Annotated in this window: 23 protein-coding genes; 13 read left to right on the top strand and 10 right to left on the bottom strand. The window is 51.9% G+C overall.

Going from position 1 to position 26,655, the window contains the following annotated elements; all coding sequences use genetic code 11:
• The first annotated feature begins 215 nt into the window (after positions 1-215).
• Positions 216-1,385, top strand: a complete 1,170-nt coding sequence (locus tag OO017_RS05740) for a helix-turn-helix domain-containing protein (RefSeq protein WP_266051506.1) — start codon at positions 216-218, stop codon at positions 1,383-1,385.
• An 87-nt stretch (positions 1,386-1,472) separates the two neighbouring features.
• A complete protein-coding gene (locus tag OO017_RS05735; RefSeq protein WP_266051505.1) occupies positions 1,473-3,344 on the top strand; it encodes a serine hydrolase domain-containing protein in 1,872 nt (623 codons plus the stop codon).
• Positions 3,345-3,615: 271 nt separating this feature from the next.
• On the opposite strand, the gene aspS is transcribed toward OO017_RS05735, so the two are convergent.
• Positions 3,616-5,376, bottom strand: a complete 1,761-nt coding sequence (gene aspS / locus OO017_RS05730) for an aspartate--tRNA ligase (RefSeq protein WP_266051504.1) — start codon at positions 5,374-5,376, stop codon at positions 3,616-3,618.
• A 64-nt stretch (positions 5,377-5,440) separates the two neighbouring features.
• Positions 5,441-6,316, bottom strand: coding sequence for a glycerophosphodiester phosphodiesterase (locus OO017_RS05725; RefSeq protein ID WP_266051503.1), 876 nt, complete (start codon positions 6,314-6,316; stop codon positions 5,441-5,443).
• 103 nt (positions 6,317-6,419) lie between these two features.
• Here OO017_RS05725 and OO017_RS05720 point away from each other — a divergent pair, with 103 nt between their 5' ends.
• Positions 6,420-8,051 carry a glycosyltransferase family 39 protein gene (locus OO017_RS05720; RefSeq protein ID WP_266051502.1) on the top strand — a complete coding sequence of 544 codons (1,632 nt, stop codon included), beginning with the start codon at positions 6,420-6,422 and terminating at the stop codon, positions 8,049-8,051.
• Between the two features lie 750 nt (positions 8,052-8,801).
• On the opposite strand, the gene OO017_RS05715 is transcribed toward OO017_RS05720, so the two are convergent.
• Together OO017_RS05715 and OO017_RS05710 are read right to left on the bottom strand one after the other, a co-directional pair.
• Complete coding sequence (locus tag OO017_RS05715; protein WP_266051501.1) at positions 8,802-9,197, bottom strand: GtrA family protein; 396 nt, start codon at positions 9,195-9,197, stop codon at positions 8,802-8,804.
• 123 nt (positions 9,198-9,320) lie between these two features.
• Complete coding sequence (locus OO017_RS05710; RefSeq protein WP_266051500.1) at positions 9,321-9,734, bottom strand: hypothetical protein; 414 nt, start codon at positions 9,732-9,734, stop codon at positions 9,321-9,323.
• A 272-nt stretch (positions 9,735-10,006) separates the two neighbouring features.
• Between OO017_RS05710 and OO017_RS05705 the strand changes: the two genes are divergently transcribed.
• The gene (locus OO017_RS05705; protein ID WP_266051499.1) at positions 10,007-10,561 is read left to right on the top strand and encodes a hypothetical protein; all 555 of its coding nucleotides are present in this window, start codon (positions 10,007-10,009) and stop codon (positions 10,559-10,561) included.
• An 80-nt stretch (positions 10,562-10,641) separates the two neighbouring features.
• Here OO017_RS05705 and OO017_RS05700 read toward each other — a convergent pair whose 3' ends face one another.
• Positions 10,642-11,292, bottom strand: a complete 651-nt coding sequence (locus tag OO017_RS05700; protein WP_266051498.1) for a porin family protein — start codon at positions 11,290-11,292, stop codon at positions 10,642-10,644.
• A 161-nt stretch (positions 11,293-11,453) separates the two neighbouring features.
• On the opposite strand from OO017_RS05700, the gene OO017_RS05695 reads away from it, so the two are divergent.
• Both OO017_RS05695 and OO017_RS05690 read left to right on the top strand, forming a co-directional pair.
• Entirely contained in the window at positions 11,454-11,909 is a 456-nt protein-coding gene (locus OO017_RS05695; protein WP_266051497.1) for a nucleoside deaminase, read from the top strand.
• 76 nt (positions 11,910-11,985) lie between these two features.
• Positions 11,986-12,594, top strand: a complete 609-nt coding sequence (locus OO017_RS05690) for a superoxide dismutase (RefSeq protein ID WP_266051496.1) — start codon at positions 11,986-11,988, stop codon at positions 12,592-12,594.
• A 208-nt stretch (positions 12,595-12,802) separates the two neighbouring features.
• Here OO017_RS05690 and OO017_RS05685 read toward each other — a convergent pair whose 3' ends face one another.
• A complete protein-coding gene (locus OO017_RS05685; RefSeq protein WP_266051495.1) occupies positions 12,803-15,043 on the bottom strand; it encodes a protein-disulfide reductase DsbD family protein in 2,241 nt (746 codons plus the stop codon).
• A 440-nt stretch (positions 15,044-15,483) separates the two neighbouring features.
• Here OO017_RS05685 and OO017_RS05680 point away from each other — a divergent pair, with 440 nt between their 5' ends.
• On the top strand, positions 15,484-16,797 hold the full coding sequence (locus OO017_RS05680) for a hemolysin family protein (RefSeq protein WP_266051494.1): 1,314 nt from the start codon (positions 15,484-15,486) through the stop codon (positions 16,795-16,797).
• A gap of 3 nt (positions 16,798-16,800) precedes the next feature.
• Positions 16,801-17,259 carry a hemerythrin domain-containing protein gene (locus tag OO017_RS05675; RefSeq protein WP_266051492.1) on the top strand — a complete coding sequence of 153 codons (459 nt, stop codon included), beginning with the start codon at positions 16,801-16,803 and terminating at the stop codon, positions 17,257-17,259.
• Positions 17,260-18,085: 826 nt separating this feature from the next.
• On the opposite strand, the gene OO017_RS05670 is transcribed toward OO017_RS05675, so the two are convergent.
• Together OO017_RS05670 and OO017_RS05665 are read right to left on the bottom strand one after the other, a co-directional pair.
• Positions 18,086-18,604, bottom strand: coding sequence for a gamma carbonic anhydrase family protein (locus OO017_RS05670; protein ID WP_266051491.1), 519 nt, complete (start codon positions 18,602-18,604; stop codon positions 18,086-18,088).
• A gap of 84 nt (positions 18,605-18,688) precedes the next feature.
• Complete coding sequence (locus OO017_RS05665) at positions 18,689-19,666, bottom strand: radical SAM protein (protein ID WP_266051490.1); 978 nt, start codon at positions 19,664-19,666, stop codon at positions 18,689-18,691.
• Positions 19,667-19,823: 157 nt separating this feature from the next.
• Here OO017_RS05665 and OO017_RS05660 point away from each other — a divergent pair, with 157 nt between their 5' ends.
• Together OO017_RS05660 and OO017_RS05655 are read left to right on the top strand one after the other, a co-directional pair.
• Positions 19,824-20,255: a RidA family protein gene (locus tag OO017_RS05660; RefSeq protein WP_266051489.1), complete on the top strand. Its 432-nt coding sequence runs from the start codon at positions 19,824-19,826 to the stop codon at positions 20,253-20,255.
• A gap of 377 nt (positions 20,256-20,632) precedes the next feature.
• Positions 20,633-21,241 carry a porin family protein gene (locus OO017_RS05655; RefSeq protein WP_266051488.1) on the top strand — a complete coding sequence of 203 codons (609 nt, stop codon included), beginning with the start codon at positions 20,633-20,635 and terminating at the stop codon, positions 21,239-21,241.
• Between the two features lie 114 nt (positions 21,242-21,355).
• Here the strand turns inward: OO017_RS05655 and OO017_RS05650 are convergent, their stop codons facing one another.
• The gene (locus OO017_RS05650; protein WP_266051487.1) at positions 21,356-22,882 is read right to left on the bottom strand and encodes an AbgT family transporter; all 1,527 of its coding nucleotides are present in this window, start codon (positions 22,880-22,882) and stop codon (positions 21,356-21,358) included.
• 150 nt (positions 22,883-23,032) lie between these two features.
• Here OO017_RS05650 and OO017_RS05645 point away from each other — a divergent pair, with 150 nt between their 5' ends.
• Positions 23,033-23,941 carry a S66 peptidase family protein gene (locus OO017_RS05645; RefSeq protein WP_266051486.1) on the top strand — a complete coding sequence of 303 codons (909 nt, stop codon included), beginning with the start codon at positions 23,033-23,035 and terminating at the stop codon, positions 23,939-23,941.
• Between the two features lie 14 nt (positions 23,942-23,955).
• Here OO017_RS05645 and OO017_RS05640 read toward each other — a convergent pair whose 3' ends face one another.
• The gene (locus tag OO017_RS05640) at positions 23,956-24,333 is read right to left on the bottom strand and encodes a DUF2116 family Zn-ribbon domain-containing protein (protein ID WP_266051485.1); all 378 of its coding nucleotides are present in this window, start codon (positions 24,331-24,333) and stop codon (positions 23,956-23,958) included.
• 97 nt (positions 24,334-24,430) lie between these two features.
• Between OO017_RS05640 and OO017_RS05635 the strand changes: the two genes are divergently transcribed.
• The gene (locus OO017_RS05635) at positions 24,431-25,882 is read left to right on the top strand and encodes a tyrosine-type recombinase/integrase (RefSeq protein ID WP_266051484.1); all 1,452 of its coding nucleotides are present in this window, start codon (positions 24,431-24,433) and stop codon (positions 25,880-25,882) included.
• Positions 25,883-26,043: 161 nt separating this feature from the next.
• The gene (locus OO017_RS05630) at positions 26,044-26,541 is read left to right on the top strand and encodes a hypothetical protein (protein ID WP_266051483.1); all 498 of its coding nucleotides are present in this window, start codon (positions 26,044-26,046) and stop codon (positions 26,539-26,541) included.
• Positions 26,542-26,655: the final 114 nt, after the last annotated feature.

The raw sequence follows: 26,655 nt of genomic DNA, 5'->3' as shown, positions 1-26,655 counted from the left end.
ATATAGAACGGGCTGCCTTAGCAAAGGCAGCCCGTTCTTATTTTAGAAATAGACGATACTTACTAGTATAAACTGTAGTAGTTGCTACTGTTTACATGCAGTCTAGTAGCAGTAAAGCATACGCCGGATTATTACCTGATGTATCACAATTATCTGTATCTTGTTTCTATAAAAGTATAAGCCTTCCGCTGTAACAAGATAAACCCCACTTGCATATGGAAAACCCTCTACTGATCGGTCTGGCAAGTGGCGGCGCTTTTTTACTTTCCTTCTTGCTATACAACCACCCCAGAAACAACAATATTACTGCTAATAGGTGGTTAAGTCTTTTTGTGGCCACTTTAGCCGCCTCTGTGCTCCATATTTTCCTGAATAACCTAAACCTGCAAGAGAAATACCACAAGGCCATACTTTTGATAGAAGTAGCAGAGTACCTGACAGCCCCTGCGCTTTACCTAAGTATACTTTTCTTTACCATACCAGGCAGGAAGTATAAAAGATCAGAACCAGGCAGGAAGTATAAAAGATCAGACTTGTGGCACTTTGCACCTGCTGCCGTTATCCTGCTGTTTTTGATGAAGCCCATACTTACAGGCAGGAATGTGGAATTCGCCGGCGAGGTTGTAAAGCAGGTAACGTTAACGATTCTAATGCTGGCAAAGCCGACACAGACTGTAGCATATCTGTCCCTCTCCTACCGACAACTCGTACGGCACCAGCGCGCTATCCGGCAGGTAGCTTCCGCTACAGAGTCAGTAGACTTATCCTGGCTAAAGAAACTGTTGATCGTATGGGGAGTTGTACTGTTGGCCTGGCTGAACCTGGCGTTTTTCAATTTTACTCCTCTGTTTAACTATACGCCCTTTTTATACCTAGCTGGTTTATTCTTTTTGGCGCATTTCTCGCTCAGGCAGCAAGAGGTGTATAGCTTCACTCCATCTGAGATGAAAGAACTGGAGCCGGTTATCAGCACAACACACACATCAGAAACAGAGAAGCTAAAAAGGTTATCAGACAGCCAGTCAGCCTTCTTTCAGGAAAAGCTGGAGCAACTGATGCGACAAGAGAAGGTTTTTCTGGACAATGAACTAAGTTTACCTGTTCTGGCGCAGCAAGTAGGCATTTCAGCTCATGAGTTGTCTTACCTGATTAACGCCGTTTATAGGGAGAACTTCTACTCTTTTGTGAACAGGCATCGGGTGGAGGAGGCTAAACAACTGCTTCTTTCTCAAAAATATGAGCAGTTAAACATGCTCGGTATCGCTTACCAGGCTGGCTTTAACTCAAAAACCACGTTCAATACAGCATTTAAAAAGTGGACTGGCCAATCGCCTACCCAGTTCTTACAAGCCCCCATGGAGCCAAAGCAGGCAGAGAAAGTTTAAAAGGTGTTCGCCTGGATACAGCGGAGCGCGTTTTAGCCTGTTCTTCATCATTTTCGTGCCAGATGTTTAAACGATACAAGGCAGGATATGATGACCCTGAACAAAACAATCTTCACTCTTCTCATGCTTATAAGCTGGTTTATAGCGCCAGTTGCGCCGGCACAAACCCCTCCTACCCCCAGAAGTATAGCCGAGCTTACATCGCTCTTAAAAAGCGAAATGGAGCAGCAGCACGTGGCAGGAATGATGTTGACCATTGTCAGCAAAGACTCAGTTTTATATGCCGGCGGCCTGGGCCTTGCTGATATAGAAAAGAAAACGCCGGTAACAGAAAGACATCTTTTTCGCCAAGGTTCTATTACCAAGCTGTTTACCGCTTTAGCAGTTCTTAAGCTTGTAGATGAGGGAAAGCTACGTATGGACTCCCGACTTAAAGACATTGCCCCCGAAGTACCTTTCCATAACTATTGGGAGGAAACAAGCCCAATCACCATAGGCCAACTCCTGGAGCATTCCACCGGCTTTCATGACAAAACACCTTTGGAGGAGTTTAATTATGCTGATAGAAACACCAACTCACTGGAAGCCCTGGAGGTGTTCCGGAAGTTTATGGTAGCCCAATGGGAGCCAGGGGAAAGGCACTCCTACTCCAATGTTAACTATGCGATTCTGACTTACCTTATCGAGAAAGTATCAGGCGAGTCTTTCCAGAGCTACCTGCGCGCCAAGATTTTTTCTCCGATTGGGATGCCCGATGCTAACGTTCATTTAACAGGTGACGCTACTGACGCCTACAGCAAAGGGTATGTGTGGCAGGAGAATCAGTTTCGTGTTGTGCCGCACCGCCCGCAGTTTGTGGCAGGCAACGGCTCACTTAACGCTAGTGCCTTGGATTTTGCCCACGCCTTGCAAGTATACCTACGCAACGGGAATACACCTGAAGGGCAGTTTTTGCCAGAGCAGATGCTGTACAGATCGGAGACACCCCAAACATATCTTTCTGCTCAGGCGGGTCTACAGAACTCCTATGCTTGCGGAAACGAGAGTCGGGAGGTTGGCGGAAGGGTATTCAGGGGGCATTCTGGCTCCATAGCGGGATATCTTTCCAACTTCCTGTACAACCGGGAGATTGGGCTTGGCTTTGCTTTTAGCATCAATACCTATAACGAGGGCTTCTACTGGTATGCAACCGATCTGATAGCACGATTTATCACACAGCATCACCCCGAATATCAAAAGCAGAAAGTGTTTCCTTTGGATGAAACGACAGTAAGCCCATACTTGGGATATTACCGCCTCAGCAACAGCCCCGACTTTTACACAGGATACTTTAAGGGCCTGCAGCATACATTTAAGCTGGAACAGGGGCAGGATGGCTTGAGAGCGAACTTCCTTCTCGGTGGCTCCATGGCGTGGAAATCAGCCGACAGCAGCCGCCTGTTATTCATCAACGAGTGGGCAAAAGATCCCAGGATTCTGCTTTTGAGGGATGGCAATAATAAGCCGGTGATAGTGGAAGACACGCTATACTTCAAAAAGATAAGCATCCTGGAGGCTTGGGTACCACTGTCTTTACTGCTCCTGAGCCTGTTGCTCCTGCTCAGCTCCCTGCCATACGGTCTGGCGTCTGCCATACTTATACTTCTGAGGCGGCAGAAAAACTTGAGATTGTTACTACTGAGGATTTCACCGGCTTTAGCCACGCTTGCTTTGCTCTTGAGTATATGGACCCTACCTCAATTCACTCTTTATACTATGGCAGGCATACCCACAAGCAACCTTATGCTTCTGTGGATGGCTGGTAAGTATGGCTTTGCCCTCTTTGCCTTGTGTAGCGTTGTTTTGCTGATGCTGCGGTGGAAGAATATGCAAAGTAACTGGCAGAAAAGTTATTTCGTGATGCTTACCCTGAGCAGCTGTTATTTGCTTGGTCTTTTAGTGATGAGTCACTGGTATTGAGTATACCAATCTGCTCTACCTACACATCGGCGTATAAAATCTGTAAACTTACTCTAAACCGCTACACTACCACCTATCAACAGTAGTTATCCACATTTCCACAATACTAAAGGAATTTATACTTTGAATGGTGGATAAAGGCCGATTTTATACTTCAATCCACACGGTTATCCACATTATTAACAGGTGTAAGTATGATTTGGGGAAAAAAGCGAAGGCCTGCCCCCATATTCCAGGGGCAGGCCTTCGCTTTTATTTGGAAAAAGTACTGTTACCCTTTCGGCAGGTTTTTCATGTTTATGTGTAACTCGTTGAGCTGCTCCTGCGCAATCGGGGCCGGGGCGTCGATCATCACATCGCGGCCGGAGTTGTTCTTCGGGAAGGCGATGTAATCGCGGATGGAGTCGGAGCCACCGAACAGCGAGCACAGTCGGTCGAAGCCGAAAGCGATGCCACCGTGCGGCGGTGCGCCATACTCGAAGGCGTTCATCAGGAAGCCGAACTGCGCCTCAGCCTCGGCTCTGGAGAAACCCAGCAGGCGGAACATCTGCTCCTGCAAACGGCGGTCGTGGATACGGATGGAGCCCCCTCCTACTTCCACACCGTTTATCACCATGTCGTAGGCATTGGCACGAATCTGGCCCGGACGGTCGTCAATCAGCTCGATATCCTCTGGCTTAGGCGAAGTGAACGGGTGGTGCATGGCGTGGTAGCGTTTAGTATCCTCGTCCCACTCCAGCAGCGGGAAATCCACCACCCACAGCGGCGAAAACACGTTCTTATCGCGCAGACCAAGGCGAGTGCCCATCTCAAGGCGAAGCTCGTTCAGGGCTTTACGGGTTTTGTCCGTCTCACCAGCAAGTATAAGTATGAGATCACCTGGTTTTGCGTTGAAAGCCTTAGCCCAGGCTTGCAGGTCTTCAGCAGTATAGAACTTGTCAACAGACGATTTTATACTTCCGTCCTCATTCACGCGGGCATACACCAGGCCGGTGGCACCAATCTGCGGGCGCTTCACAAAGTCAGTCAGCTCATCAACCTGCTTGCGGGTGTAGCTGGCGGCTCCCTGGGCACAGATGCCCACCACGAGTTCGGCGTCATCAAACACCTTAAAGCCCTTGTTTTTCACCAGCGGGTTCAGCTCCACAAAACGCATGTCGAAGCGCGTGTCCGGCTTGTCGGAGCCGTAGTATTTCATGGCATCGGCATAGGTCATGCGCGGCAGCTTGTTAATATGCACGCCTTTTACCTTCTCGAACAGGTACTTAATAAAGCCCTCGAACGTGTTCAGGATATCCTCCTGGGTCACGAAGGACATCTCGCAGTCGATCTGGGTGAACTCCGGCTGGCGGTCAGCGCGCAGGTCTTCGTCGCGGAAGCACTTCACGATCTGGAAGTACTTATCGAAACCGGACACCATCAGCAGCTGCTTAAAGGTCTGCGGCGACTGCGGCAGGGCATAGAACTCACCTGCGTTCATGCGGCTCGGCACCACAAAGTCGCGGGCTCCCTCCGGGGTAGATTTTATCAGGTATGGCGTCTCCACCTCGATGAAGTTGCGGCCGTCCAGGTAATCGCGGGTGGCGCGCATCATGCGGTGGCGCAGCTCCAGGTTGCGGCGCACCGGGGTACGGCGCAGGTCCAGGTAGCGGTACTTCATGCGCAGGTCATCGCCGCCGTCGGTCTCGTCCTCGATCAGGAAAGGAGGCAGCTTGGCCGGGTTCAGCACCACGATCTTAGACACGTGCAGCTCCACATCGCCGGTAGGAATCTTATCGTTCTTAGAGTAGCGCTCCACTACTTTGCCTACCACCTTCACCACATACTCACGACCCAGGTTACGGGCCTGCTCCATGATGCCGGCAGGTGTGATGCCTTCTTCCATGGTTAGCTGTGTGATGCCGTATCGGTCGCGCAGGTCTACCCACAGCATGCCGCCCTTATCGCGGAGGCGCTGCACCCAACCTGTTAATATTACCTCTTCGCCAACGTTGTCGAGGCGAAGCTCGCCGCAAGTATGAGTTCGGAACATAGTATAATCTACTTGTATAGTTTTTTGCAAATGTAATAATCTTAGCGTTCGTTTGCCGCAAATGTTACTCCAGCATATCGCGCATGGCGCCCACGTTATCCGTTTGTATGGCATCAGGCCGCATGTTGATCATCCGGGCAATGCGTGAGCGTGACTTGCCGCCAAACAGCGCCACCTGCAGCCCCTGCTCCCTGGCCCGCTGCACCTGCTCTTCAGTCACATCGCGGCCATTGGCGCAGATGCCGTGCAGGTTGTAATTGTTAGCCTCCACCAGCGCCTGCTCAAAATCCCCGGCTGTGTCGATCATCAGCTGCGCCTGTGGCTCCACCTCTCCAAAGGCCTTCAGGAAGTTAGGGTTAGGCGATATGAACACCAGCTTTTGCAGCGGATAGTTATACTTACGCAAGAGGGCCATCAGTGTCTGAGCATAGTACAAATGGCGGCTCGGGCTGTGGTTGCGCAGGTCTATGTGCAGGTAAGGAAGCTCTGGGTAAGTGGCGAAGCGCTGCAGCAGTGTCTCCAGGGTGATGATCTCCTCGTCGTGAAACAGATCGTAGAAAAAGCCGCCTTTATACTTGAGCCCCACCACTTCGGCAGCGGACAGGTTATCGATAATGCCTTCGGAGCTAGTAATACTTGCCAACGTAACGTCGTGGTAAAGTATGGGCACGCCGTCCTGGCTCAACTGCACGTCCACCTCCACGCCATCGGCGCCGTTTTCCTCCATCGCCTTTACAATGGAGGCCATGCTGTTGGATGGCAAGGGGTTAAACGGGTTCAGGGGTGAGAAAAAGCCGGAGCCGGCGTGGCCCAGCACCAGCACCTCCTTATACTTCAGTTCATCATGGCGGTACAGGAGCCATGCTCCGATTGCCAGCGCCAACAGCACAAAGGCAAGTACTAAAAGCTGCATTTTGCGCGACACGCTGCGCTTAGACATGTGGTGTAGATGGGCCAATACTTAAATTATCTTATTAAAAAGCGAAGGTAATACAGATTCCCTATAAATACCGTTAAATTTGCATCCGCACAAAACCCGCCACATGCAAAACACCACGAAAACAACTGTAGCCAAGGCCTTTACCGCAGATGCCGAGACACTGGGCCAGCCACAGGAACGTTACCTCGTCCCGCTTTCCACCATTATGCTTATCGCGCTGGCCATCCGTTTGGTGGCCGCTTTTTTCTCCAAGGGCTTTGCCTTCAGCGATGATCATTTTGATGTGATCACGATTGCGCAGGGTTGGCTGGACGGTTTCCCGCTGTGGCTCAACGAGCCGATGCCGCCGCGCCACAGTATGTTTTACGTGCTCATCCACTACACCATATTTTATACGTTGGAGGCCCTTGGTATTTTTAGCCCCGAGGTGAAAATGACAGTGGTCCGGGTGGTGCATGCGCTGTACTCGCTGCTGGTGGTATACTTTGGCTACAAGCTAACGGAGCGGCTCTCGAACCGGGCCAACGCGCGCATGGTGGGCCTGATGCTGGCGCTGGTGTGGTTCATGCCGTTTATGAGTGTTCGAAACCTGGTGGAGATGGTGTGCATCCCGCCTTACCTGGCCGCTTTTTACCTGATGGTGAAGGAAGAGCAGACGGAGCGCAAGCGCGCGCTGCCATACTTTTGGGCGGGGGCTTTGTTTGCGCTGGCCTTTGTGTTCCGTTACCACACGGTACTGTTCGGGGCCGGTGCCGGACTGGTGCTGCTGTACCAGCGTAAATGGCGCGAGGCTGTTGCTGTGCTGCTGGGCTTTCTGGTGGCGGCCTTTCTGGTGCAGGGCCTTATCGATATCATCTTCTTCGACTATCCTTTCCACTCCATCGTGGCGTATTACCAGTATAACTCCGAGCACGCCAACAACTTCAGTTCAGGTCCTGTTTACCGCTTTACCCTGACTGTACTTGGCTTCCTGGTGCCGCCGGTAAGTGCTTTTCTGGTGGTGGGGTATGCCCGCACAGCAAAGTTGGCCCCTAAGCTTTTCTGGGGAGGCCTGATCTTTTTTGTGGCGCACTCCCTTTTCCCGAACAAGCAGGAGCGATTCATACTTCCGCTGTTGCCCCTTATCATGGTTTTGGGCGTAATCGGCTGGCAAGATTTTGTGCGAGGCTCTGCTTTCTGGCAAAACCGCCGCAAGTTGCTGGCTGCCTCTTGGATATTTTTCTGGGTGCTGAACCTGCTGGCTACCGTAGGTATGGCCACTACCTACACTAAAAAGAGCCGCGTGGCGCCGCTGGTATACTTGTCAGGGAAGCAGGATTTTGATGGCGTGGTGCTGGAATTCGGTAACCACAGCGTGAAAAAGCCGCCGCTCTTCTACCTGGGCCGCCCCGGCGCCGTGTATGATAAGTATATTACAGATGAGGACATGGTATGGAAGGAATACCTGCAGGGACAAAAGCAGCTGCCTGAGGGTTTTGTGATGGCTTATACTTTGAACAAGGATAAAACCCCGGAAGAACTGCAAGCGGAGATCACTGCCTCGCCCTACAAACCGGATTACGTTGTAGTATTGGGCACAAAGGACATGGAGGATCGCATGGCCCGCCTGCACCAACTTTTCCCGAACCTGGAGTTGGAGCACACTATCACGCCTTCGCTGTATGACCAGCTATTGCACCTGCTAAACCCGCGCGTGCATAAGGATGAGCGGGTGAAGATTTATGAGGTGAAGTAGAATTTCCCTCTGGCGCAAGTCTTCAGACTTGTGTCTTACAATGATGTTGAGTTTGTAACGCAACTGTAGCCATACCTTATACTTTGGCCATACTTTTATACTTGCCATTCCCGCTGTTCCGGACATCCCTGTCCGGAACCTCTCTGCTGCGGATTTCCTAATCCGCATACTTGTACTTGCCTCGTCTAGCCACTGCTTTTTTCAAGTTGAAACAAGCTATCCTTGCTAGCATTGGTTCATCCGCAGTCTTACTTGCCTATCGTTTCATCTCCGGCTTTGGAGCGCTCAAGCCCGCGAGGGGTCGTCTTCCCGCTCGGCGCTGTGTTCCCTTCCTTTGCTACCCTCCGGTCGCAATGCCCTTGGTGGGCACCGGAATCTCACAAGGCGCCTCCCGGAAAGACTGGGATCAGTTCTCGATAGCCGCCGCTCTCCTGTCATTTCGAGCAGCGCGAGAAATCTGGAGTATTACACAGCTGCAGAAAATCCATTTTGTCATTCCATATCATGTAAATCCTGATTCAGTTCTCTCCCTGGCGGTCGAGATGACGGTTGGGCTGAGGTAGTTGCGTTAAACCAAGTCCCCCTTCGAAGGGGGCAGGGGGATGTTAATCGTCTTCGGAAACTCCCCTCCTTAGCCTATAAAGGGGGCCCCTGCACCCCCAAGAGGAGGCAGGGAGTGGTTAAATCCGGTACTGCAATCCTGCGTATCTTACCTATCCTGAAAATCCTGATTCTGACAAAGAAGCCGAACTACCCCGTAAAAGTATACAGGTAGTTCATGGAGAAATTCCAGAAGAAGACCAGCACCACGGCTATGAATTTAGAAACGTAGAAGTTAAGCTTGGCGCGGTCGGTGAGGAGGTAGATGATGAGGTTATTGAGCAGCAGCCCCACCACGGCGGCGGCCAGGAACTTCGAGAACTGCCAGCCGATCTCTGGGTCGGCGCTGTGGAAGGTCCAGATGCGGTTGAGGTAGTAGTTGCTGCCGCTGGCCAGCAGGAAACCCAGGCTGTTGGCCACATACTTGTTCCAGCGCAAAATCTCCTTTGCCAGAAAGGTCACCCCGAAGTCCAGCAGCAGGCCTGTGAAACCCACCACGCCAAACTTCAGGAACTTGTAAAAGAGACTCTGTAAACTTTCTGACATCCGGTTTATACTTTGCAGCACTGCACTGGCTACAGCACAGGCGCTACAAAAGTAATAGACTTAGCGCAGGCTACCAACCTCAAATATTACGGCACGCCTTGCACACCCACGTCTGCAAAAAGATTACTTAAAGAAGCCGCCCAGTTTATCTTTCAGGCCACCGCCTATTAAGTCTCCCAGCAGGTCGCTCTCGTTCAAGCTTCCTGACTGTGCTCCTATCTTCTGCATAATGAAGTTGATGGCAAAGGGTGCCACTTGCTTGGCTACACTCTCAGGTATCCCTAGTTTACTCGTAAGGTCGCCCATATACTTATTGATGATACTGTTGGTGGCACTGCTATCGGCAGGGGCTTTTTTCCCCTTCAGCACGTCCATCAACCCGCCCATGTCGCCCCCTGTACGCTGCTTCAGCTCGTGCAATACGTTATCCTTAGCCAGGTCCACAGATTTGTTGGCGGTGTCGGGCTGCAGGTTAAACTTGTTTTGCAGTTCTCCGGTCAGCTCACCCTTCAGGTTATTAATCAAGTTTTCAATCATAGTTTTATACATTTAGTGAGTGGTCTTTAGATTTATACTTTCAGCAGCACGTTAAAACGGGCCGGCAAATTATACCTTGGTAAAGTATTCCCCTGCAGGCCTGTGGTCAGTGCCTTCCTCCTCTAAAAGTATAACGCAGCCGCCTGCTTAAAGATATTTCTGGTAAAGCTGAATTTAATGTACAGGAAGACCTTTTCTGGCAGAATTATTGCATATATAGCAGCAACAGATTCCTATTCCCTAATATTTAATAGCTTTGCCCAAACAAACCCATGAACATGCGATACTTTGCCTTTTTAGCCATTATTCTGATAGCCGGAGCCACCTTTGCACAATCTAAACTGAAAAAGACCCAGGTTAGCAAAGAGATTAGCGTGCTGTTGCCGCAGGATTTTATGCCGATGCCCGATGATGGCATTGCCCGTAAATACCCCGCCACCACCAAGCCGCTTGCCGTGTATACCAGCCCAAATGGCCAGATAGACTTTAGTGTAACGCAGAAGCGATCGCAGTTTAAGGCAGAGGACCTTAACATGCTGCGCGAATTTTATAAGGCAAACCTGTTGGAGACGTTTACGCAAGTGGATTTTATCCGCCAGGAGGTAACGCAGGTAAAGGGGAAGGATTATCTGGTGTTTGAGTTTGTGAGCAAGCTAGCCGACGAGCGCGGCTCCTCTAACCTGGCACCAGTGCAAAAGTATAGCATTGTGCAGTATACCATTAAAGGCGACCAGTTGTACATTTTTACCATGCACGTGCCTTTCACTATGAAAAACGACTGGCAAGAAACAGCCCGCGAGATCATGGGCTCTGTAAATATCAAATAACTACACTACTACCTACCTACTACTTAAAGGCCCCTTCTTGCTGGAGGGGCTTTTTTTTGTGGTGCCCGGTTCACAAGGCTTTACTCCTGCCCCTTTCCTGCCCCGAAGCTCAGCAGGTAACTCAGCGTGACGCTTATATTCTGGCTTTTGGAAGATGTGAGATCTATCTCCCTGCTGAACACGTCGCGCAGGCCGTGCGTGAACCTGCCTTCCAGTTGCAGTGTGCCCATAGCGGTTTTTTGCATCATGCCGATGCCAAAGCCCAGGCCGTACACAAACTCATTGTCTATACTTTTATACTGGTACCCCGTGGGGGTTTCTCCGGCAGGGGCATCAGTTCCGTTATCGCGCAGCTGGTAGGATACGTACGGGCCAAGGTTGAGGATAAACCGGGTGTTTCTGTCCCCAAGAGCTACGTGCGTTAAAAAAGGCAGCTCAATGTAGTCCAGCGACCTGGTATAGGAAGAGTCTTGATTCTGGATCGCTTTCCAGCCTCCCTGTACATAGTTGAGCTCCACCTGTATGCCAATGTTGGGGGTCGAGAAATGCTTAAACACCAAGCCGCCCGTATACCCTAACAGCAGTTGCTGGTCAACGTCGGGGGTGAAGGCAAACCTGGAGTAGTTTACCCCGCCTTTTACCCCGAGTGCAGGCGGTAGCTTAACGGGATCCTGCGCCTGTGCTGAACCTGTAAGCACTCCCAACAAAAGAACAAGTAGAACCTTCTTCATACTTTAAACTTAGTTATGGCACCAGCCGATACAACCTATAACGGAAACAATAATTCAATTTAATACAATATTAGTTACATTCATACTTTATACGGATAGGAAAGCCAGCATACAGAGGCGGAAGGTTTGTTTTTTAGCCCTCCCCTATCCATCTTTACCCTATGGCGACAGACTTTTTATCCATCCACAGCGATGAGCATTTTATGCAGCAGGCATACAAGCAGGCGCAGTATGCCTATGAGGAGGGCGAGATTCCGATTGGGGCAGTGGTGGTGGCCAACAACCGCATTATTGCCAAGGCCTATAACCAGACCGAGAAGCTGAACGACGTGACGGCCCACGCCGAGATGCTGGCCCTGACCGCCGCCGCCGAGTACCTGGGCAATAAATACCTGCACGACTGCACCCTTTATGTTACTGTGGAGCCCTGCGTGATGTGCGCCGGCGCCAGCTACTGGGCGCAGCTAAAGCGGGTGGTGTTCGGAACATCTGAGCCCAAGCGCGGTTATAGAAGGGTGGGCAACCTGCTGCACCCCAAAACCGAGATGGTGAGCGGCATTATGGCCCAGGAGTGCGCCGACCTGATGTCGTCCTTCTTTGCGGCTAAAAGAAATTAACTAACTTTGGAGCGATGCCGTACATCTCCATTGTATGTACAAGTAAAATATTTCTAACATAAATCTATATAAAACTATGGCTTTCGAACTTCCGAAACTACCTTATGCCTACGACGCACTGGAGCCGCACATCGACGCGCGCACCATGGAAATCCACCATACTAAGCACCACCAGGCCTACACCGATAACCTGAACAAGGCTATCGCCGGTACTGAGATGGAGAACATGAGCATTGACGAGATCATGCGCAATGTGAAAGAAGACAACAAGGCTGTTCGCAACAACGGTGGCGGTTACTACAACCACAACCTGTTCTGGACAATCCTTTCTCCAAACGGTGGCGGACAGCCATCCGGCGAGCTGGCTGACGCCATCAACTCCGCTTTCGGCTCATTCGATCAGTTTAAAGAGAAATTCAACGCGGCTGCGGCTACACGTTTCGGCTCTGGCTGGGCATGGCTGTGCGTGAAAGGCGGCAAGCTGGAGATCTGCTCTACACCTAACCAGGACAACACGCTGATGTCATTCGCAGAAGGATGCGGTGGCCAGCCGATCATGGGTCTGGATGTTTGGGAGCATGCTTACTACCTGCACTACCAGAACCGCCGCCCGGATTACATCAACGCCTTCTGGAACGTGGTGAACTGGGATGAGGTAACCAAGCGCTACAACGAAGCAAAATAGTTACAGGCGTATCTCGATACACGTATCAAGTATTAAGACTAAAACAAAAAGCCCGACCAGTACTGGTCGGGCTTTTTGTTTTAGGACGCGCGGTACGCACAGCTTAAGCGAGCGTATGGCAAAGTATAGCAGTTGCCAGCCAGGCAGAGACACCTACAGCAGACACACCAGACGCTCGCGGGCTTAAAGACGCCGCGAGGTCTAAATATTATTTCTGCGCCACCTGCTGCTTGTTGTTGTAGGCTTCCACGCCGGCATCCAGGAACTTCACGAAGTTGTCCACGTTCAGGTCGTAGGCAATGGGTTTTACGAGCATGTTCTCGTTCTCGTCCATCAACACATAGTATGGCTGGGCGTTCACGTTAAACTTCGTGATCTGGTAATCCGCGTACTTCTTGCCAATGGTTTTCTTCTCTTTGCCGTCGTAGGTACTGGTGTACCACTCACTTTCCGGCAGCTCGGTGCGGTCGTCTACGTAGAGGGCAGCAATTACGTAGTTCTCCTGAAGGCGCTTCAGCACCTCCGGGTCCGACCATACGTTCTGCTCCATCTCGCGACAGTTTACGCAGCCGTGGCCGGTAAAATCAATAAAGATGGGCTTGCCCTGCTCGGCAGCGCATTTCTTGGCTTGCTCCAAATCAAAGTAACCCTGCAGGCCGTGCGGCAGGTGCAGGAACTCGCTATACTTTGGGGGCTCACAATTTTGGTTTACGTTGGCTGCCAGCACGGCCGTGCTTCCACCACCACCCTGGCGGGCAATGGTGTTCAGATCAAAATCCTGGGTGCTTTGCGGCGGCAGGTAGCCAGCCAAGGCTTTCAGCGGCGCCCCGAACAGGCCCGGGATCAGGTAGACTACAAAGCCAAACGTAAGGATAGCGAAAAACAGGCGCGGCACACCCAGGTACTTCAGATCGGAGTCGTGGGAGAACTTGAGCTTGCCCAGCAGGTAGAATCCCATCAGGGTGAAGATGACGATCCAGAGTGCCAGGTACACTTCGCGGTCCAGGATGCCCCAGTGGTATACCTGGTCGGCCACGCTCAGGAACTTAAGCGCCAGCGCCAGCTCAATAAAGCCAAGCACCACCTTCACCGAGTTAAGCCAGCCACCGGATTTTGGTAGCCCGCTCAACCACGACGGGAACACGGCAAACAGGGTAAACGGCAGCGCAAAGGCCAGCGAGAAACCGAACATGCCCACAATGGGGCGCAGGGTCTCACCGCCGGCAGAGGCCACCAGTATACTTCCCACAATCGGGCCGGTGCACGAGAAGGAAACCAGCGCCAGCGTAAAAGCCATAAAAAACACGCCGATCCAACCTCCCTGGTCTGCTTTAGAGTCTACTTTGGTCAGCCACGAGCTCGGCAGCGTGATCTCGAACATACCGAAAAAGGACATGGCAAACAGCAGGAAGATCACGAAGAAAAGTACGTTCGGCAGCCAGTGCGTACTGATGAAGTTAGCACCATCGGCCCCGAAAAGCTTGGCCACAATCGTACCGATCAAAGTATAAATAGCGATAATGGACAGGCCGTAGACCACTGCTTTCAGGATGCCCTGCGCCCTGCTGCCGCCGCTGTTGGTAAAGAAACTCACGGTCATGGGCACCATCGGGAACACGCAGGGGGTCAGCAATGCCACCAGGCCGGAGCCGAAAGCCACCAGCATAAAGGCCCACAAGCCATCACCGCCTGCCGTGGCAGGCTCCTCATCGGGTATGGCCGAAACCGTAGAAGTTTCATCGTTATCTGCAATAGCGTCATCGCCAGGTGTGGCGGTGGCAGGCACAGCGGCTGTGTCTGTGTCTTCTGTGTTGGCGGCAGCTGCGGCAGTGGCCAGGTCAGGTATAGCCTCAGCGGGCTGCTCTGCCTGCTGCGCTTTTTGCTGCTCTTCTGCCGGCTGTGCAGCGGCCTTCTTCTTGCTTTCCTGGGCTGGTTTGGCAGCAGGGGCTGCGGTACCGCTCACGCTGATCTGCTTGTTTGTAAAGGTAAACTCATCATCAAACGGAATGCACTGACCGGTAACATCGGAGCATACCTGGAATTCGTAGTTGCCTTTTACCTGCAGGTCGGGCTGCAGCACGCGTATCTTCTGCCGGAACTGTGCGGTGCCCACAAAGTAGGTATATTCCCCCTCCCACAGCTCGTCATACTTCTTCTTTGGCTTAACGGGCTTTATCTTGCCCACCAGCTCGTAGGAAGGATGCTTCTGGAACGAAAATGTGGTTACCATCGGCCCCAGCTCCGGGTCGAAGTCCGAAGAGTAGAGGTACCAGTCCTTGTCGATCTTTACGTTAAAGATCAGCTCCACTTCCTCTCCTACCGCCACCTCTTTTTTAGAGACATCGTAGCTCCACGAAGAAGGCTTGAGTACCTGCGCCTGCGCTACAAAGGCAATCATAAATAACAGCCATGTGGCCGACAGCTGCTTAAGGATGATATTTTTAGTCATAGAGTATGTAATTATACTTTGCTGGAGAACACATTAAACGGCACTCCCTGTTAGGTATACTTTCAACTGAAACACTACAAAAGTAGGCAATTTTAACGTGAGGCAGCACGGGCGTTGCCGTATGTTTGCTAAACAACCCTTTTAACTCCCTTAACGCTTTATTCCCCACTCTGAATAACAGGCCGCACGTACTTTCTCCGCTGCAGTGCTACTGACTATAACACTTCAGCGTCGTTTTTTTATCCAAAAGTATAAACTCTTAACAAAATTGCCTTTGGGGCTGCTGTAGAGGCCAAAACGTTTTAATAAAAATACGTTAAGAAGCCTTATTGATGCCGTTGGTCGTAAAATATAGTACATGTAGCATATACAGATGTAAAACGAGTACGTATTTTAGTAATTTTACAGCTTGCTGCAATTACACGGCAAAAACATACACTATGATATTCGATATTTTCTTAACGATATTCCTTGTGCTGCTGAACGGCTTCTTTGTGGCAGCCGAGTTTGCCATTGTAAAGGTACGGTCTTCCCAGATAGAGCTGCGGGCGCAGTCTGGCAACGCGATGGCTAAGTTGGCGCAGAATATGCTCACCCACCTGGATGCCTACCTTTCGGCCACGCAGCTGGGCATCACCCTGGCCTCGCTGGGACTTGGCTGGATTGGCGAGAGCGTGGTAGCGCAGATCGTGATCAACGTGATGGAGGCGTTTGGCTTTACGGGCAGCGAGGAGTTGGCGCACACCATTGCCTTGCCCATCTCCTTTGCCATCATCACAGTGCTGCACATCGTTTTCGGCGAGCTGGCCCCTAAATCGCTGGCCATACAGCGCCCTGAGTCTACTTCCCTGGCCGTGGCTTACCCGCTCCGCTTCTTCTATATCCTGTTCAAGCCGTTTATCTGGCTTCTGAACGGCCTGGCCAATATGGTGCTGCGCGCCCTGGGTATACAGGCTATGCACGGGGCCGAGGTGCATACCGCCGAAGAGCTGCGCCTGTTGTTTGAGCAGAGTGCCGAGGGCGGCGCCATACAGGACTCTCACCACGAACTGATCGAGAACGTGTTCCAGTTTAACGAGCGCCTGGTGAAGCAGATCCTGGTGCCACGCACCAAAATGGTCGCCATTGATGTGAACATCCCTGAGGAGGAGCTTATGGAAATCATCTTTAACGAAGGTTACTCCCGCCTGCCGGTATACAATGGCAACGTAGATAATATTGTGGGCATACTTTACGTGAAGGACATCCTGAGCATTGTGCGCCTCGGCAAACCGATCGTGATTGAGGAGCTGATGCGCCCTGCCTACTTTGTGCCGGAAACCAAGAAGATAAACCGCCTGCTGAAGCAGTTCCAGCGCCGCCACCTGCATATGGCCATTGCTACGGATGAGTTCGGCGGGGTGTCGGGCATTGTTACCATAGAGGATATTATTGAGGAGCTGGTGGGCGAGATACAGGACGAGTACGATGAGGAGGCCCCTCTTGTGGAGCGCCTGAGCGACTTCGAGTACAAAGTGAACGGCTCTGCCGCTGTGTCTGATGCCAACGATTACCTGCCATACCCCCTGCCGGAGGGCGAGGACTATGAAACCGTGGGCGGCCTGCTCAACGTGATCTATGGTCAGATACCGGAAAACCTGAACGAGACCACCACCTTTAACCAATACCACGTGCGGGTGCTGGAGAAGTCGGACCGCCGGGTAGAGTGGGTGCTGCTGACGGTGCTGGAGGATTACCGGGAAGAGATAAGCTAACCGATGAAGCGCCACGAGAGCCTCATACCGATCTCCAGGCAACACCACGGCGGCCTGCTTACGGCAAGGCTACTGCAACACGGCGCTCCTGCCTATAAGGGCATGCCCACTACCCCCGCCGCCAAGCGCGACTATGTCCTGGCTTTTCTACAGGAGCACCTGCTGCCCCATTTTAAGCTGGAGGAGGAAACCGTTTTTATACTTGCCTCGGATTTTTCGGAGGAGTTGCAGCAGCAAGCGGCGGCACTGCAGGCCGAACACCGGAAACTGGAGCAACTTATACTTGCCCTACCGGCTGTAGACGCGGCAAACCTGCCGGACAGGCTGGATAAAGTGGGGAAACTGCTGGAACAACACATCCGCCAGGAAGAGCGCGTTTTCTTTGAGATAGTGCAGCAAAAGCTGCCGGGTGAGAAACTGAGGCTACTGCAGCAGCAGGTGCTAAGGCATCTGGGGGAGTAGGTTATCTCCTAAGAGGTTTGGGCAGGATTTCTAAGCATATTTTACTCCTCGCTATACTTGGTATAAGCCTTTTATCCTCAGGCTCATACTTTGGCTATACTTGGTAGCCGCTGCTGATCCTTGCTTATACTTAGTAGTTTCTGCTTTCTACAACTTGACATAAGCTATCCTTGCTAGTCTCTACTGATCCGCAGTCTTACAAACCTAAAGTTTCATTTTATACTTGGCTCCCTCAGGCCCGGGAGGGCTCGCCCTCGGGCATCGCGCTGGGAGCTTTTCTTTGCTCGCTGTCGCTTTGCAATCCCTGCGGGACCAAAAAACTCCAAAGGCGCTCAACCCAAGGACTGGGATCATACTCGATAGCCATTGCTATACCACTTGAACCGGACTCCCTCTCCTGTTTTTAGGAGAGGGCTGGGGTGAGGTAAAGTCCCCCTTTGAAGGGGGCAGGGGGATGATAATCGGCTGTAGGGGGTGGTTGGGCGGTGCTTTTGCCTTTCTTCATTATATTTCTGGCGCGGGAATTCTTCCCGTGTCTTAAAATGGTGTTGAGTTTGTAACAAGGGCCGGAGGCCCAACTATACTTAGGCACGAGCGAGGACGCTCGCGCCATGAAATAGCCACCGCTAATGTAACTGGAACCAAGTCCCCCCTTTGAAGTCGCAGATCCCGGACTTGACTCGGGAGAGGCAGGGGGGATGATAATCGGATGCTGAAACTCCCCTATTGAAAGGGGCGGGGATGGGGTTACACCTTCATAGGGACAGGTCGCGATCTGCCCGCCCAACGGCAGCCGCCATGAAATTTATACTTTAGAAATATCTAACTACCCTTTCCCGCTAAACCAGCCGCTGTACATTACATAATTGTTGGCGGTTTTAGCCAGCCCCTCTACCTGCTCCGGACTCAGCTGCTTTACCTTGCGGGCCGGTATCCCGGCGTAAATCCACCCTGACTCGCAGATGGTGTTCTCCAGCACAATTGCACCAGCCGCTACAATGCAGTTCTGCTGCACCACGGCGTTGTCCATCACAATAGAGCCCATGCCCACCAGCGCGTTGTCTTCCACGGTGCAGCCGTGCACAATGGCGTTATGCCCGATCGACACGTTGTTGCCGATGGTGGTGGCGGCACGCTCGTAGGTGCAATGGATCACGGCGCCATCCTGAATGTTGGTTCTGTTGCCGATCCGGATGCTGTTCACATCGCCTCGGATCACGGCGTTAAACCAGATGGAGCACTCGTTGCCCATCACCACATCGCCCACAATGGTGGCGTTCTCAGCAATCCAGCAGCCCTCACCCATCTGTGGCCGCACACCCTTAACCGGAAGTATAACTGGCATAGATTAAGTTAAAAAGTTAGAGAGTTTAGGAGTCAGACAGTTTTGTAACTGAGCTCCTGATACAGCAAAAATAACAGTTAAATATTAAATCAGGCGCTTCCAGGTGCCTTTCAGGTAGTTATACTTGAGGGTGCTGGGCAGGGCTTTCCAGAAATATTTATTGAGCTCCACGGCAAAGCTGGGCTGCATGTAGCAGTTGATGGTGCAGCCCTCGCAGGCCGGCAACCTTCCCTCCAGCCGCTTCAGCTCCTCCACCTCCTGGCTCCGGTACAACTCATACAGGCCGCTGTTGATCGGGAAGCCCTTCGTGCCCAGGTGGTAGCAGGGCAGCACCAGCTCGTTCTCTGGCGATATAACCAGTGTGGTGCTGGCAGCTTTGCACACTGGTTTAGCCGTTTTGTTACCTCCATCCAGGCGCAGCTGCACGAAGCCCTGGTTCAGGTATACTTGTTTGCGTTTTCCGAAATCGCTCAGGTAGCGCAGTTCCTCCTCCGTCAGCTGCTCGCCGGTTTCCACTTCATTATAACCAAAGGCCGGGTTAAGTATAAGCACCAGTTTGTTCGGAAGTATGATGTTCTGGTACACCTCCTCCAGTTGGTGCAGGTTGTGCCGGAACACCGTAAACAGAATATCAGGGTGTTCGCCCAGTTCCCGTGCCACCCTAATCGACTCCATCACAAAATCGTAGCAGGCCACGCCGCGGCCTTTGTCGTGTTCCTCCTTATCGGCCGAGTCGAGGGAGAAGTGCAGCATGTCCACCTTGCCTTTCAACCTCTCGGCCAGTTTGGGGTAGAGCATAGCGTTGGTGGTGAGCGTGGTGATAAAGCCCATGTCGTGCGCCATGCCCAGCATCTGGTCTATCTGGCGGTGCAGCAGCGGCTCGCCGCCGGTAAAGTCTATCACCTGCACCCCCAGCCGCTTCAGGTCGCGCAGGTTCTGCTCCACGTCCGGCAGCATGATGTAAGGCGACGGCCGCTCCCAGATATCGCAGAACGAGCACTTTGCGTTACAACGATAGGTAACGTAATAATTACAAAGTACCGGTTTAGACCTTAGGCGCATAGCTGGGGAATAGTGAACTCAAAAGTATGAAATTATGGGCGGGAATTTCAGGGAAAGATTCATTCGCTGCTTCCGGGATGCTGCCATTCGTACGTTAGTTTTATACTTGTAAACCGGTTTTTGCGCCTAAAGTATACTATTGATTATCCTTGAAAGTATGAAAAGACAGAACATTTCGTTTGGAGCCGTTTGGGAGGATGTGGTAGGCTATAGCCGCGCCGTGCGGGTAGGCAACACCATTGAGGTAGCCGGCACCACCGCCACCAACGGCGACACCGTGGTTGGCAGAGGCAGCCCCTACGAGCAAACAAAGTATATCCTCCGGCAGATAGAGCGGGCGCTGCAGCAGGCAGGCGCCACCATGAAAGACGTGGTGCGCACGCGCCTCTACGTAACCGACATCGGGCATTGGGAGGAGATCGGCCGCGCACACCATGAGGTATTTAAAGACATAAAGCCGGCTGCCAGCATGGTGCAGGTGGCCGGGCTTATCAATCCGGAGCATTTAGTGGAGATAGAGGCAACCGCCATACTTAACCCCGACGCCGACTTCATCTCCCATTCCACGGAGCCTTACAACGAAGTATAAGCCGCAGCAAAGGGCTGTTTAGCAATGGTTTGAGCAAAACAGTAACACAACCACATAGGATAATAGCTATTTGCTGTTTGTCGGCCGGGATGGGATGTTGGTCTAACAAAAACGGGTTATAGCCTAATAAAAGCTACTATTCGTATAAATCTGCAGGTTGGTATAGCTTTTGTATTTATCTTTGCATCACAAAGCCAAAAAAGGATTGTTTGTTTAAGGTGAGATGTAAATAAAGATTCCACAACCTATCTACTACCAAAGAAGATATTGGCACTGGCCGCTCCTCCATCAGGGGGAGCGGCTTTTTTTATGCACTAACGTATACAGTAAGTTCGTTAGAACATTCGTCAGCACTCCAACCATTATCTTTTTTAGTTATGAGAAAAATTATTTTAACCTTGATAACCGTGCTGGCTATTAGCATTACAGCCCAGGCACAGATGTTTCAGGCTGGCGTGAAGGCCGGCGTGAGCTCCTCCAAAGTAAAGCTAACAGAAGTACACAACGATCCGCAGCAGTATGCCACGGCCGAGAACATAACAGGCTACCACGCGGGTGCCTTTGCCCGCCTGCAGGTGCTGGGCCTGCTGCTGCAGCCAGAAGCCATACTTGCCACCTCGGGAGGTATGGTAGAGGTACAGGATGACCCCAACAGCACCAGCGTTCGTGTGGAGAAGTTTAAGTTTGACCGCCTGGATGTGCCGCTGCTGGTAGGCTTTAACTTCCTGCGGGTGGCGCGGGTGCAGGCGGGGCCCGTGGCCTCCACCCTGCTCACAGCCAAGCAAGAGGGCCGCACCGTAAAAGACTACTACGACAGCTCCGACTGGGGCTACCAGGCCGGCGTGGGGGTAGACATTGGTGCCCTGACGGTGGATGTGCGGTATGAACGCATTAACCGCGACTTTACCAACACCACCCAGCAAACCGACGGCAAAGTGAAGAACGAGCAGTTCCTGGTGAGTTTTGGATTGAAGCTGATCAAGTAGAGCAGCCACTATGAACAGAAGAGCCGCAGAAGCTAATGCTCCTGCGGCTCTTCTGTTTTTTTATACTATAGAACGAGACTTATATTTTAGATCTGATTCTTTTTAACCTTAGACTTACGGCATATACATCTCCGCACCCGGCCCTATCGGCAAGCCAAGCAGGATCCAGATCACCAGCAAGATCACCCACCCAATAAAGAACACCACCGTGTAAGGCAGCATGGTAGAGATAACCGTTCCGATACCGGCTTTCCTATCGTAGCGCTGGATAAAAGCCACGATCAGGGCAAAGTATGACATCATGGGCGAGATAATGTTGGTTACGCTGTCGCCGATGCGGTAGGCCACCTGCGTAAACTCCGGCGTGTAACCCAGCAACATAAACATCGGGATGAACACCGGTGCCATAATCGCCCATTTCGCCGAGGCAGAGCCCATCACCAGGTTAATCAGCGCAGCCACTATTATAAAGGTGATCATGAGCGGAATATCGCTTAGACCGAGCGTTTTAAGCACATCCGCCCCGTTAATAGCCAGAATAAGGCCCAGGTTAGTCCAGTTAAAGTAAGCCACGAACTGTGCCGCAAAGAACACCAGCACGATGTAGGAGCCCAGCGTTTCCATGGACTTGGCCATGCCGCGCATCACGTCGCTGTCGTTTTTGATGGTTCTGGCCCCGATGCCGTAGGCGATGCCCGCTATACCAGCCAGCAGGAAGATAAAGGCCACAATACCCGACATAAACGGCGAGTGCAGGATCTCGTTTGTTTCCGGATCGCGCAGGTAGCCATAGTCCGGAATCAAGCCACCAAGTATAAATGCCACCATCAGCAGTATGGCAATAGTGGCGTACAGCAGGCCGCGCTTCTCCTGTGCGTTCAGACGATCAATGCTCTGCGGCTTCTCATCACCCTCATACTCTCCAAGCCGTGGGATCACCACCTTTTCTGTTACCCAGGTTCCCAGTCCCGCGATCAGGAAAGTCGACACAAACATAAAGTAATAATTGGCAGCAGGGTTTACTGCGTAGGCCGGATCAATGATTTTGGCAGCTTCCGTAGAAAGGCCGGCCAACAGCGGGTCTACGGTGCCGAGCAGCAGGTTGGCGCTGTAGCCCCCGGATACCCCGGCAAAAGCAGCAGCCAGGCCCGCCAGCGGATGCCGGCCAGCCGCCAGGAAGATAACCGCCGCCAGCGGCACCAGCAACACGTAACCTACCTCCGAGGCTGTGTTAGAAATCACACCCGCAAACACGATCACGAACGTGAGCAGGCGCTTCGGCGACGACAGCACCACCAGGCGCAGCACCGCCCCGATCAGGCCGGTACCCTCTGCAATGCCGATGCCCAGCAACGATACCAGTACCGTACCCAAGGGGGCAAAACCCGTGAAGTTGGTTACCATACGGGTCAGGATCATGTGGAGGCCCTCGGTGGAGAGGAGGTTAAACGGTGTTACCGTTTCGCCGGTGCCGGGGTGTGTTACGGCCATATCGAACAGGCTGGCTACCCACGAGAGGATAACAACCAGCAGGGCAAAGCCTGCAAAAAGGGTGGCGGGGTGAGGCAGGGCGTTACCGATGCGCTCTACTACCGACAGGAACTTGTCCACGCCGGATTTTTTGTGTTGTACCTGGGTCATAAAAAGGCTTAGGTTGATTAGCTTTTCACACAGGTTGGCTGCGTGATTGTTGGTTCTTAAAAGCGTGTCCGAAGATGGCTAAAAAAAGGCGTGTTCGCAAATCTTAGCTAAAAGCCATAACTTAGCCTCAAGCCAAATAACATATAAAGTATGATTACACCGCTCCAGCCCGGCGACAAAGTTGCCATTATTGCCACTGCCCGAAAAATAGACCGTGCATCCATCGAGGCTGCCGTCCAGGTTTTACAGCAATGGGGACTGGAGATCGAGATAGGCCCAACTGTGGGGGCAACTTACGGTGTGTTCGCCGGCGACGATGCGCTGCGCCTGCAGGACCTGCAGCAGGCCCTGGACCGGCCAGACATTAAAGCCATTATCTGCGCGCGCGGCGGCTACGGCACCACCCGCATCCTCGACCAGGCAGACTTCAGCCGGTTTCAGGAGCAGCCCAAGTGGGTGGTGGGCTTCAGCGATATCACCTCCCTGCTTTGCCACATCCATAGCTTAGGCATAGAAAGCGTGCACGGCATTATGCCCCTGCTCTTCCCTTCCGGCACCGAAGCCGCTCTGGACAGCCTCCGCAGGACTTTGTTTGGGGAGGAAGTACAGTATGAAGTATCACCGCACCCTTTTAACCGCACAGGCACCGGGCAGGGGCAGCTGATAGGTGGTAACCTGGCCCTGCTGCACAACGTCTCCGGCACCCGCTCAGACTTCAGCACACGCGGCAAAATCCTTTTCCTGGAGGACGTGGATGAGTACCTCTACAACATCGACCGCATGATGGTGCACCTCTCCCGCGCTGGCAAACTGGATAACCTGGCAGGCCTGATCATTGGCCACTTCAGCGACATGAAAGACAATGCCGACCCCTTTGGCAAAAACGCCTATGAGATTATAGCCGAACACACAGCGAAGTATAACTACCCCGTTTCTTTCGGTTTCCCGACCGGCCACGAGCCGGATAACCTGGCGCTGGTGTGCGGCCGCGAGGCAAAGCTGGAGGTAAGTGAGATGGGGGTGAGATTGGGCTATACCTTGAACAGCAACGAAGTATAAAGTATAGCACCGATTTATTTATCCATATAGGGCTGCCAGTTTACAATAAGCACCTTCTCGTCTTCCAGCAGTAGGTAGCCGTAGTCGTAGCAAAAGTGGTAAGTGTTGCCGCTCTTGGTGCGGTAGAGGTGCGTGAAGTGCCGGAAGTCAAAACCAGCTAGCTGCAGCACCTCGCGACGCAGGGTGGTCTTTCCCTCGGGGCTGGCTTGCTTAAGAAGGGTGCGGTTTTTCCTGAGCGTAGCGTTGACTCTTTGAATGAGCAGTTCGCTTTTATCCTCTCTCTTTTTAGCGTTGTTAAACAGGAACCGGCACTGGTCTGAGCAGAAGCGCTTGTCTGTTCTGCCTATAATCTCTCCCTCGCATGTGGGGCAATGTCTTACCTTCTGATTCATTAGCCGTGTTATTACTCGAGTATATCCGATTATACACGAGTAATAACACGGCTACAAGCTGCTTTGGTTTTAACTTCATGCTTTTAATAATGTCGTTATGCAGCAGTCTTATAACACGGCTCCCGTTCTGTACCTTAACACGCTTGAGCATGAGGGGAAGCAGTTCATACGCCTTTGGTACAAGCCGGACCACCGCATCACCAAGCTGCTGAAAGACAGCGACGCGGTTAAGTATAGCAAGACGTATAAGTGCTACGTGACACATAAAACGCCGGAGGCGATTGAGCTCCTGCACCGGAACTTTCAGGGGGTGGCCCTGGTGGACACGCGTTATCTGAACAGGCCTAAAAGGCTTCGACCGGCAATGGGCGCAGTCATTACATCAGGGAACCTGCAGGCGGAGCCGCTGGCTAAGCTGCCTGAACTGCCTATTATACGCCTGCAGCCGCTGGAACACGAGGGCAAAACGCTCATCCAAATCTCCTTTGCCTTTAACGAGTTGTTATATAAGACTTTGAAATGCAGTTCCTGCTGTCAGTGGCTAGAGGAGCCGCGGTGCTTTGCCGTAAGCACCGAAGCCACAAGCCTGCACCAACTGCTCGACGATGTGCAGGGCACGGCGCAGGTATGGCTCGCTAGTACGATGCACATCCGGGACATGGGTATTATGCGCAGGCTATGGGAGCAGACCTACAGCAAGACGGCCAGCTATGTTACCTGCCCGCTGCCCTACCTGGAGAAGCTGTACCTGCTCAACTACTCGCTTAACACCATCCGCACTTACCACAGCCTGCTGCTGCGGTTTTTAAACGGACATAGCGAGGGCCTTGAAGTGATTAACGGCTTTGGTACGCAGGAAATAAATGAGTACCACCGCCAGATGGTCCAGAGCCAGAAGTACTCTTTTTCGCTGATCAACCAGAGCATAAATGCTGTTAAATTCTACTTCCATCGGGTGCTGGGCCGGCACACGCTCGACCTGAGCCAGATAGAGCGGCCCGAGAAGCCCCACAGGCTACCGACCGTGCTCAGCAAGGAGGAGGTGAAAAGGATTCTGTTGGCGACCGACAATCTCAAGCATCGCTGTATGCTGCAGCTGCTCTACTCTGGCGGGCTGCGTATCAGCGAGGTTATCAACCTCAGGCTAACCGACGTGCAGTCGGGCAGAAACATGCTGCTGATTAGGGGCGGCAAGGGCAAAAAGGACCGCACTACGCTGCTCTCGCAAAGGCTACTGGAGAGCCTGCGGGCCTACTATAAAGTCTATCGGCCCAAAGTATGGCTCTTCGAGGGGCAGCAAGGCGGGCAGTACACGGTGGAGAGCCTGCGCAACGTCTTCAGGGCGGCCAGAGAGAAAGCGGCTGTGCGGACGAAAGCCACCCCGCACACGCTCAGGCACTCTTTTGCCACTCACCTGCTTGAGCAAGGCACAGACCTGAGGTACATCCAGACACTGCTCGGGCACAGGAGCAGCAAGACCACCGAGATTTATACGCATGTGACCAGCTATGCCTTGGATAAAATCACGAGCCCACTTGATAATCTTTAGAAATGAACTATATTAGCTTAACTGTATGCAAAGGAGTCCACTTAAAACCGCAAAGCTCAAAAAAATTGAGCCAATGCAGACAAAACCACCTTCGCATATAAGGCGGATAAACGTCATAGTGACGTTTACAGAGTAGTTAGCTTGCAGTAAATCATAAATCTATGGTAAGGTTTGAAGAAGATTTTGAAGTGACTTTGCAGATAACAGAACAAGAGTTTTCTGCATATCTTCTTTCAATAGTCGACTCGGATCTTGATGAACTGTCTGAACAGTTAGCAAGTACTAACAAGCCATTTCGTGGTCATATAAAATTCAACCGCTTCACATTAATCCCGACACAGACCTTCTTCAAAAAAGCCAGCGGACAGATAAAAGGAGAGTTCAAATCGGAGAACGGAAAATTGCTTGTTAAGGGTAGAGTCGTTAGCAATAAATTCTTGCTGACCTTTCTAGTTGGCTTCACCATCCTATGTTTTTGTATGCTAATTAATTCTCTAATCAGCGCTCCGAATGAAGAAATAACTATGGCAGCAATTGGAGTGTTCTTCTTGATTGGAGTTAGTAATTTAATTAGAGTAAATAAAAGCCTGAAAAACCAAAGAACTGATTTTCTTGATAGATTAGTGCTTGCAGAAAAAGATAGAATACCGAAAAGCTAATCGAGTAGACGGCCCCGCCACCGTTAGGTAGCGGGGAGCGCCTCTCACACCACTGTACAAGCGGGTCTCGCATACAGCGGTTCGTTAAGTTGTGGAGCTACTTCCCTGTAGTAG

Origin of the sequence: Pontibacter anaerobius, from assembly GCF_026241195.1 — a bacterium.
In the GTDB taxonomy this organism is placed as follows: domain Bacteria; phylum Bacteroidota; class Bacteroidia; order Cytophagales; family Hymenobacteraceae; genus Pontibacter; species Pontibacter anaerobius.
This window is presented reverse-complemented; position numbering and strand designations above follow the sequence as displayed.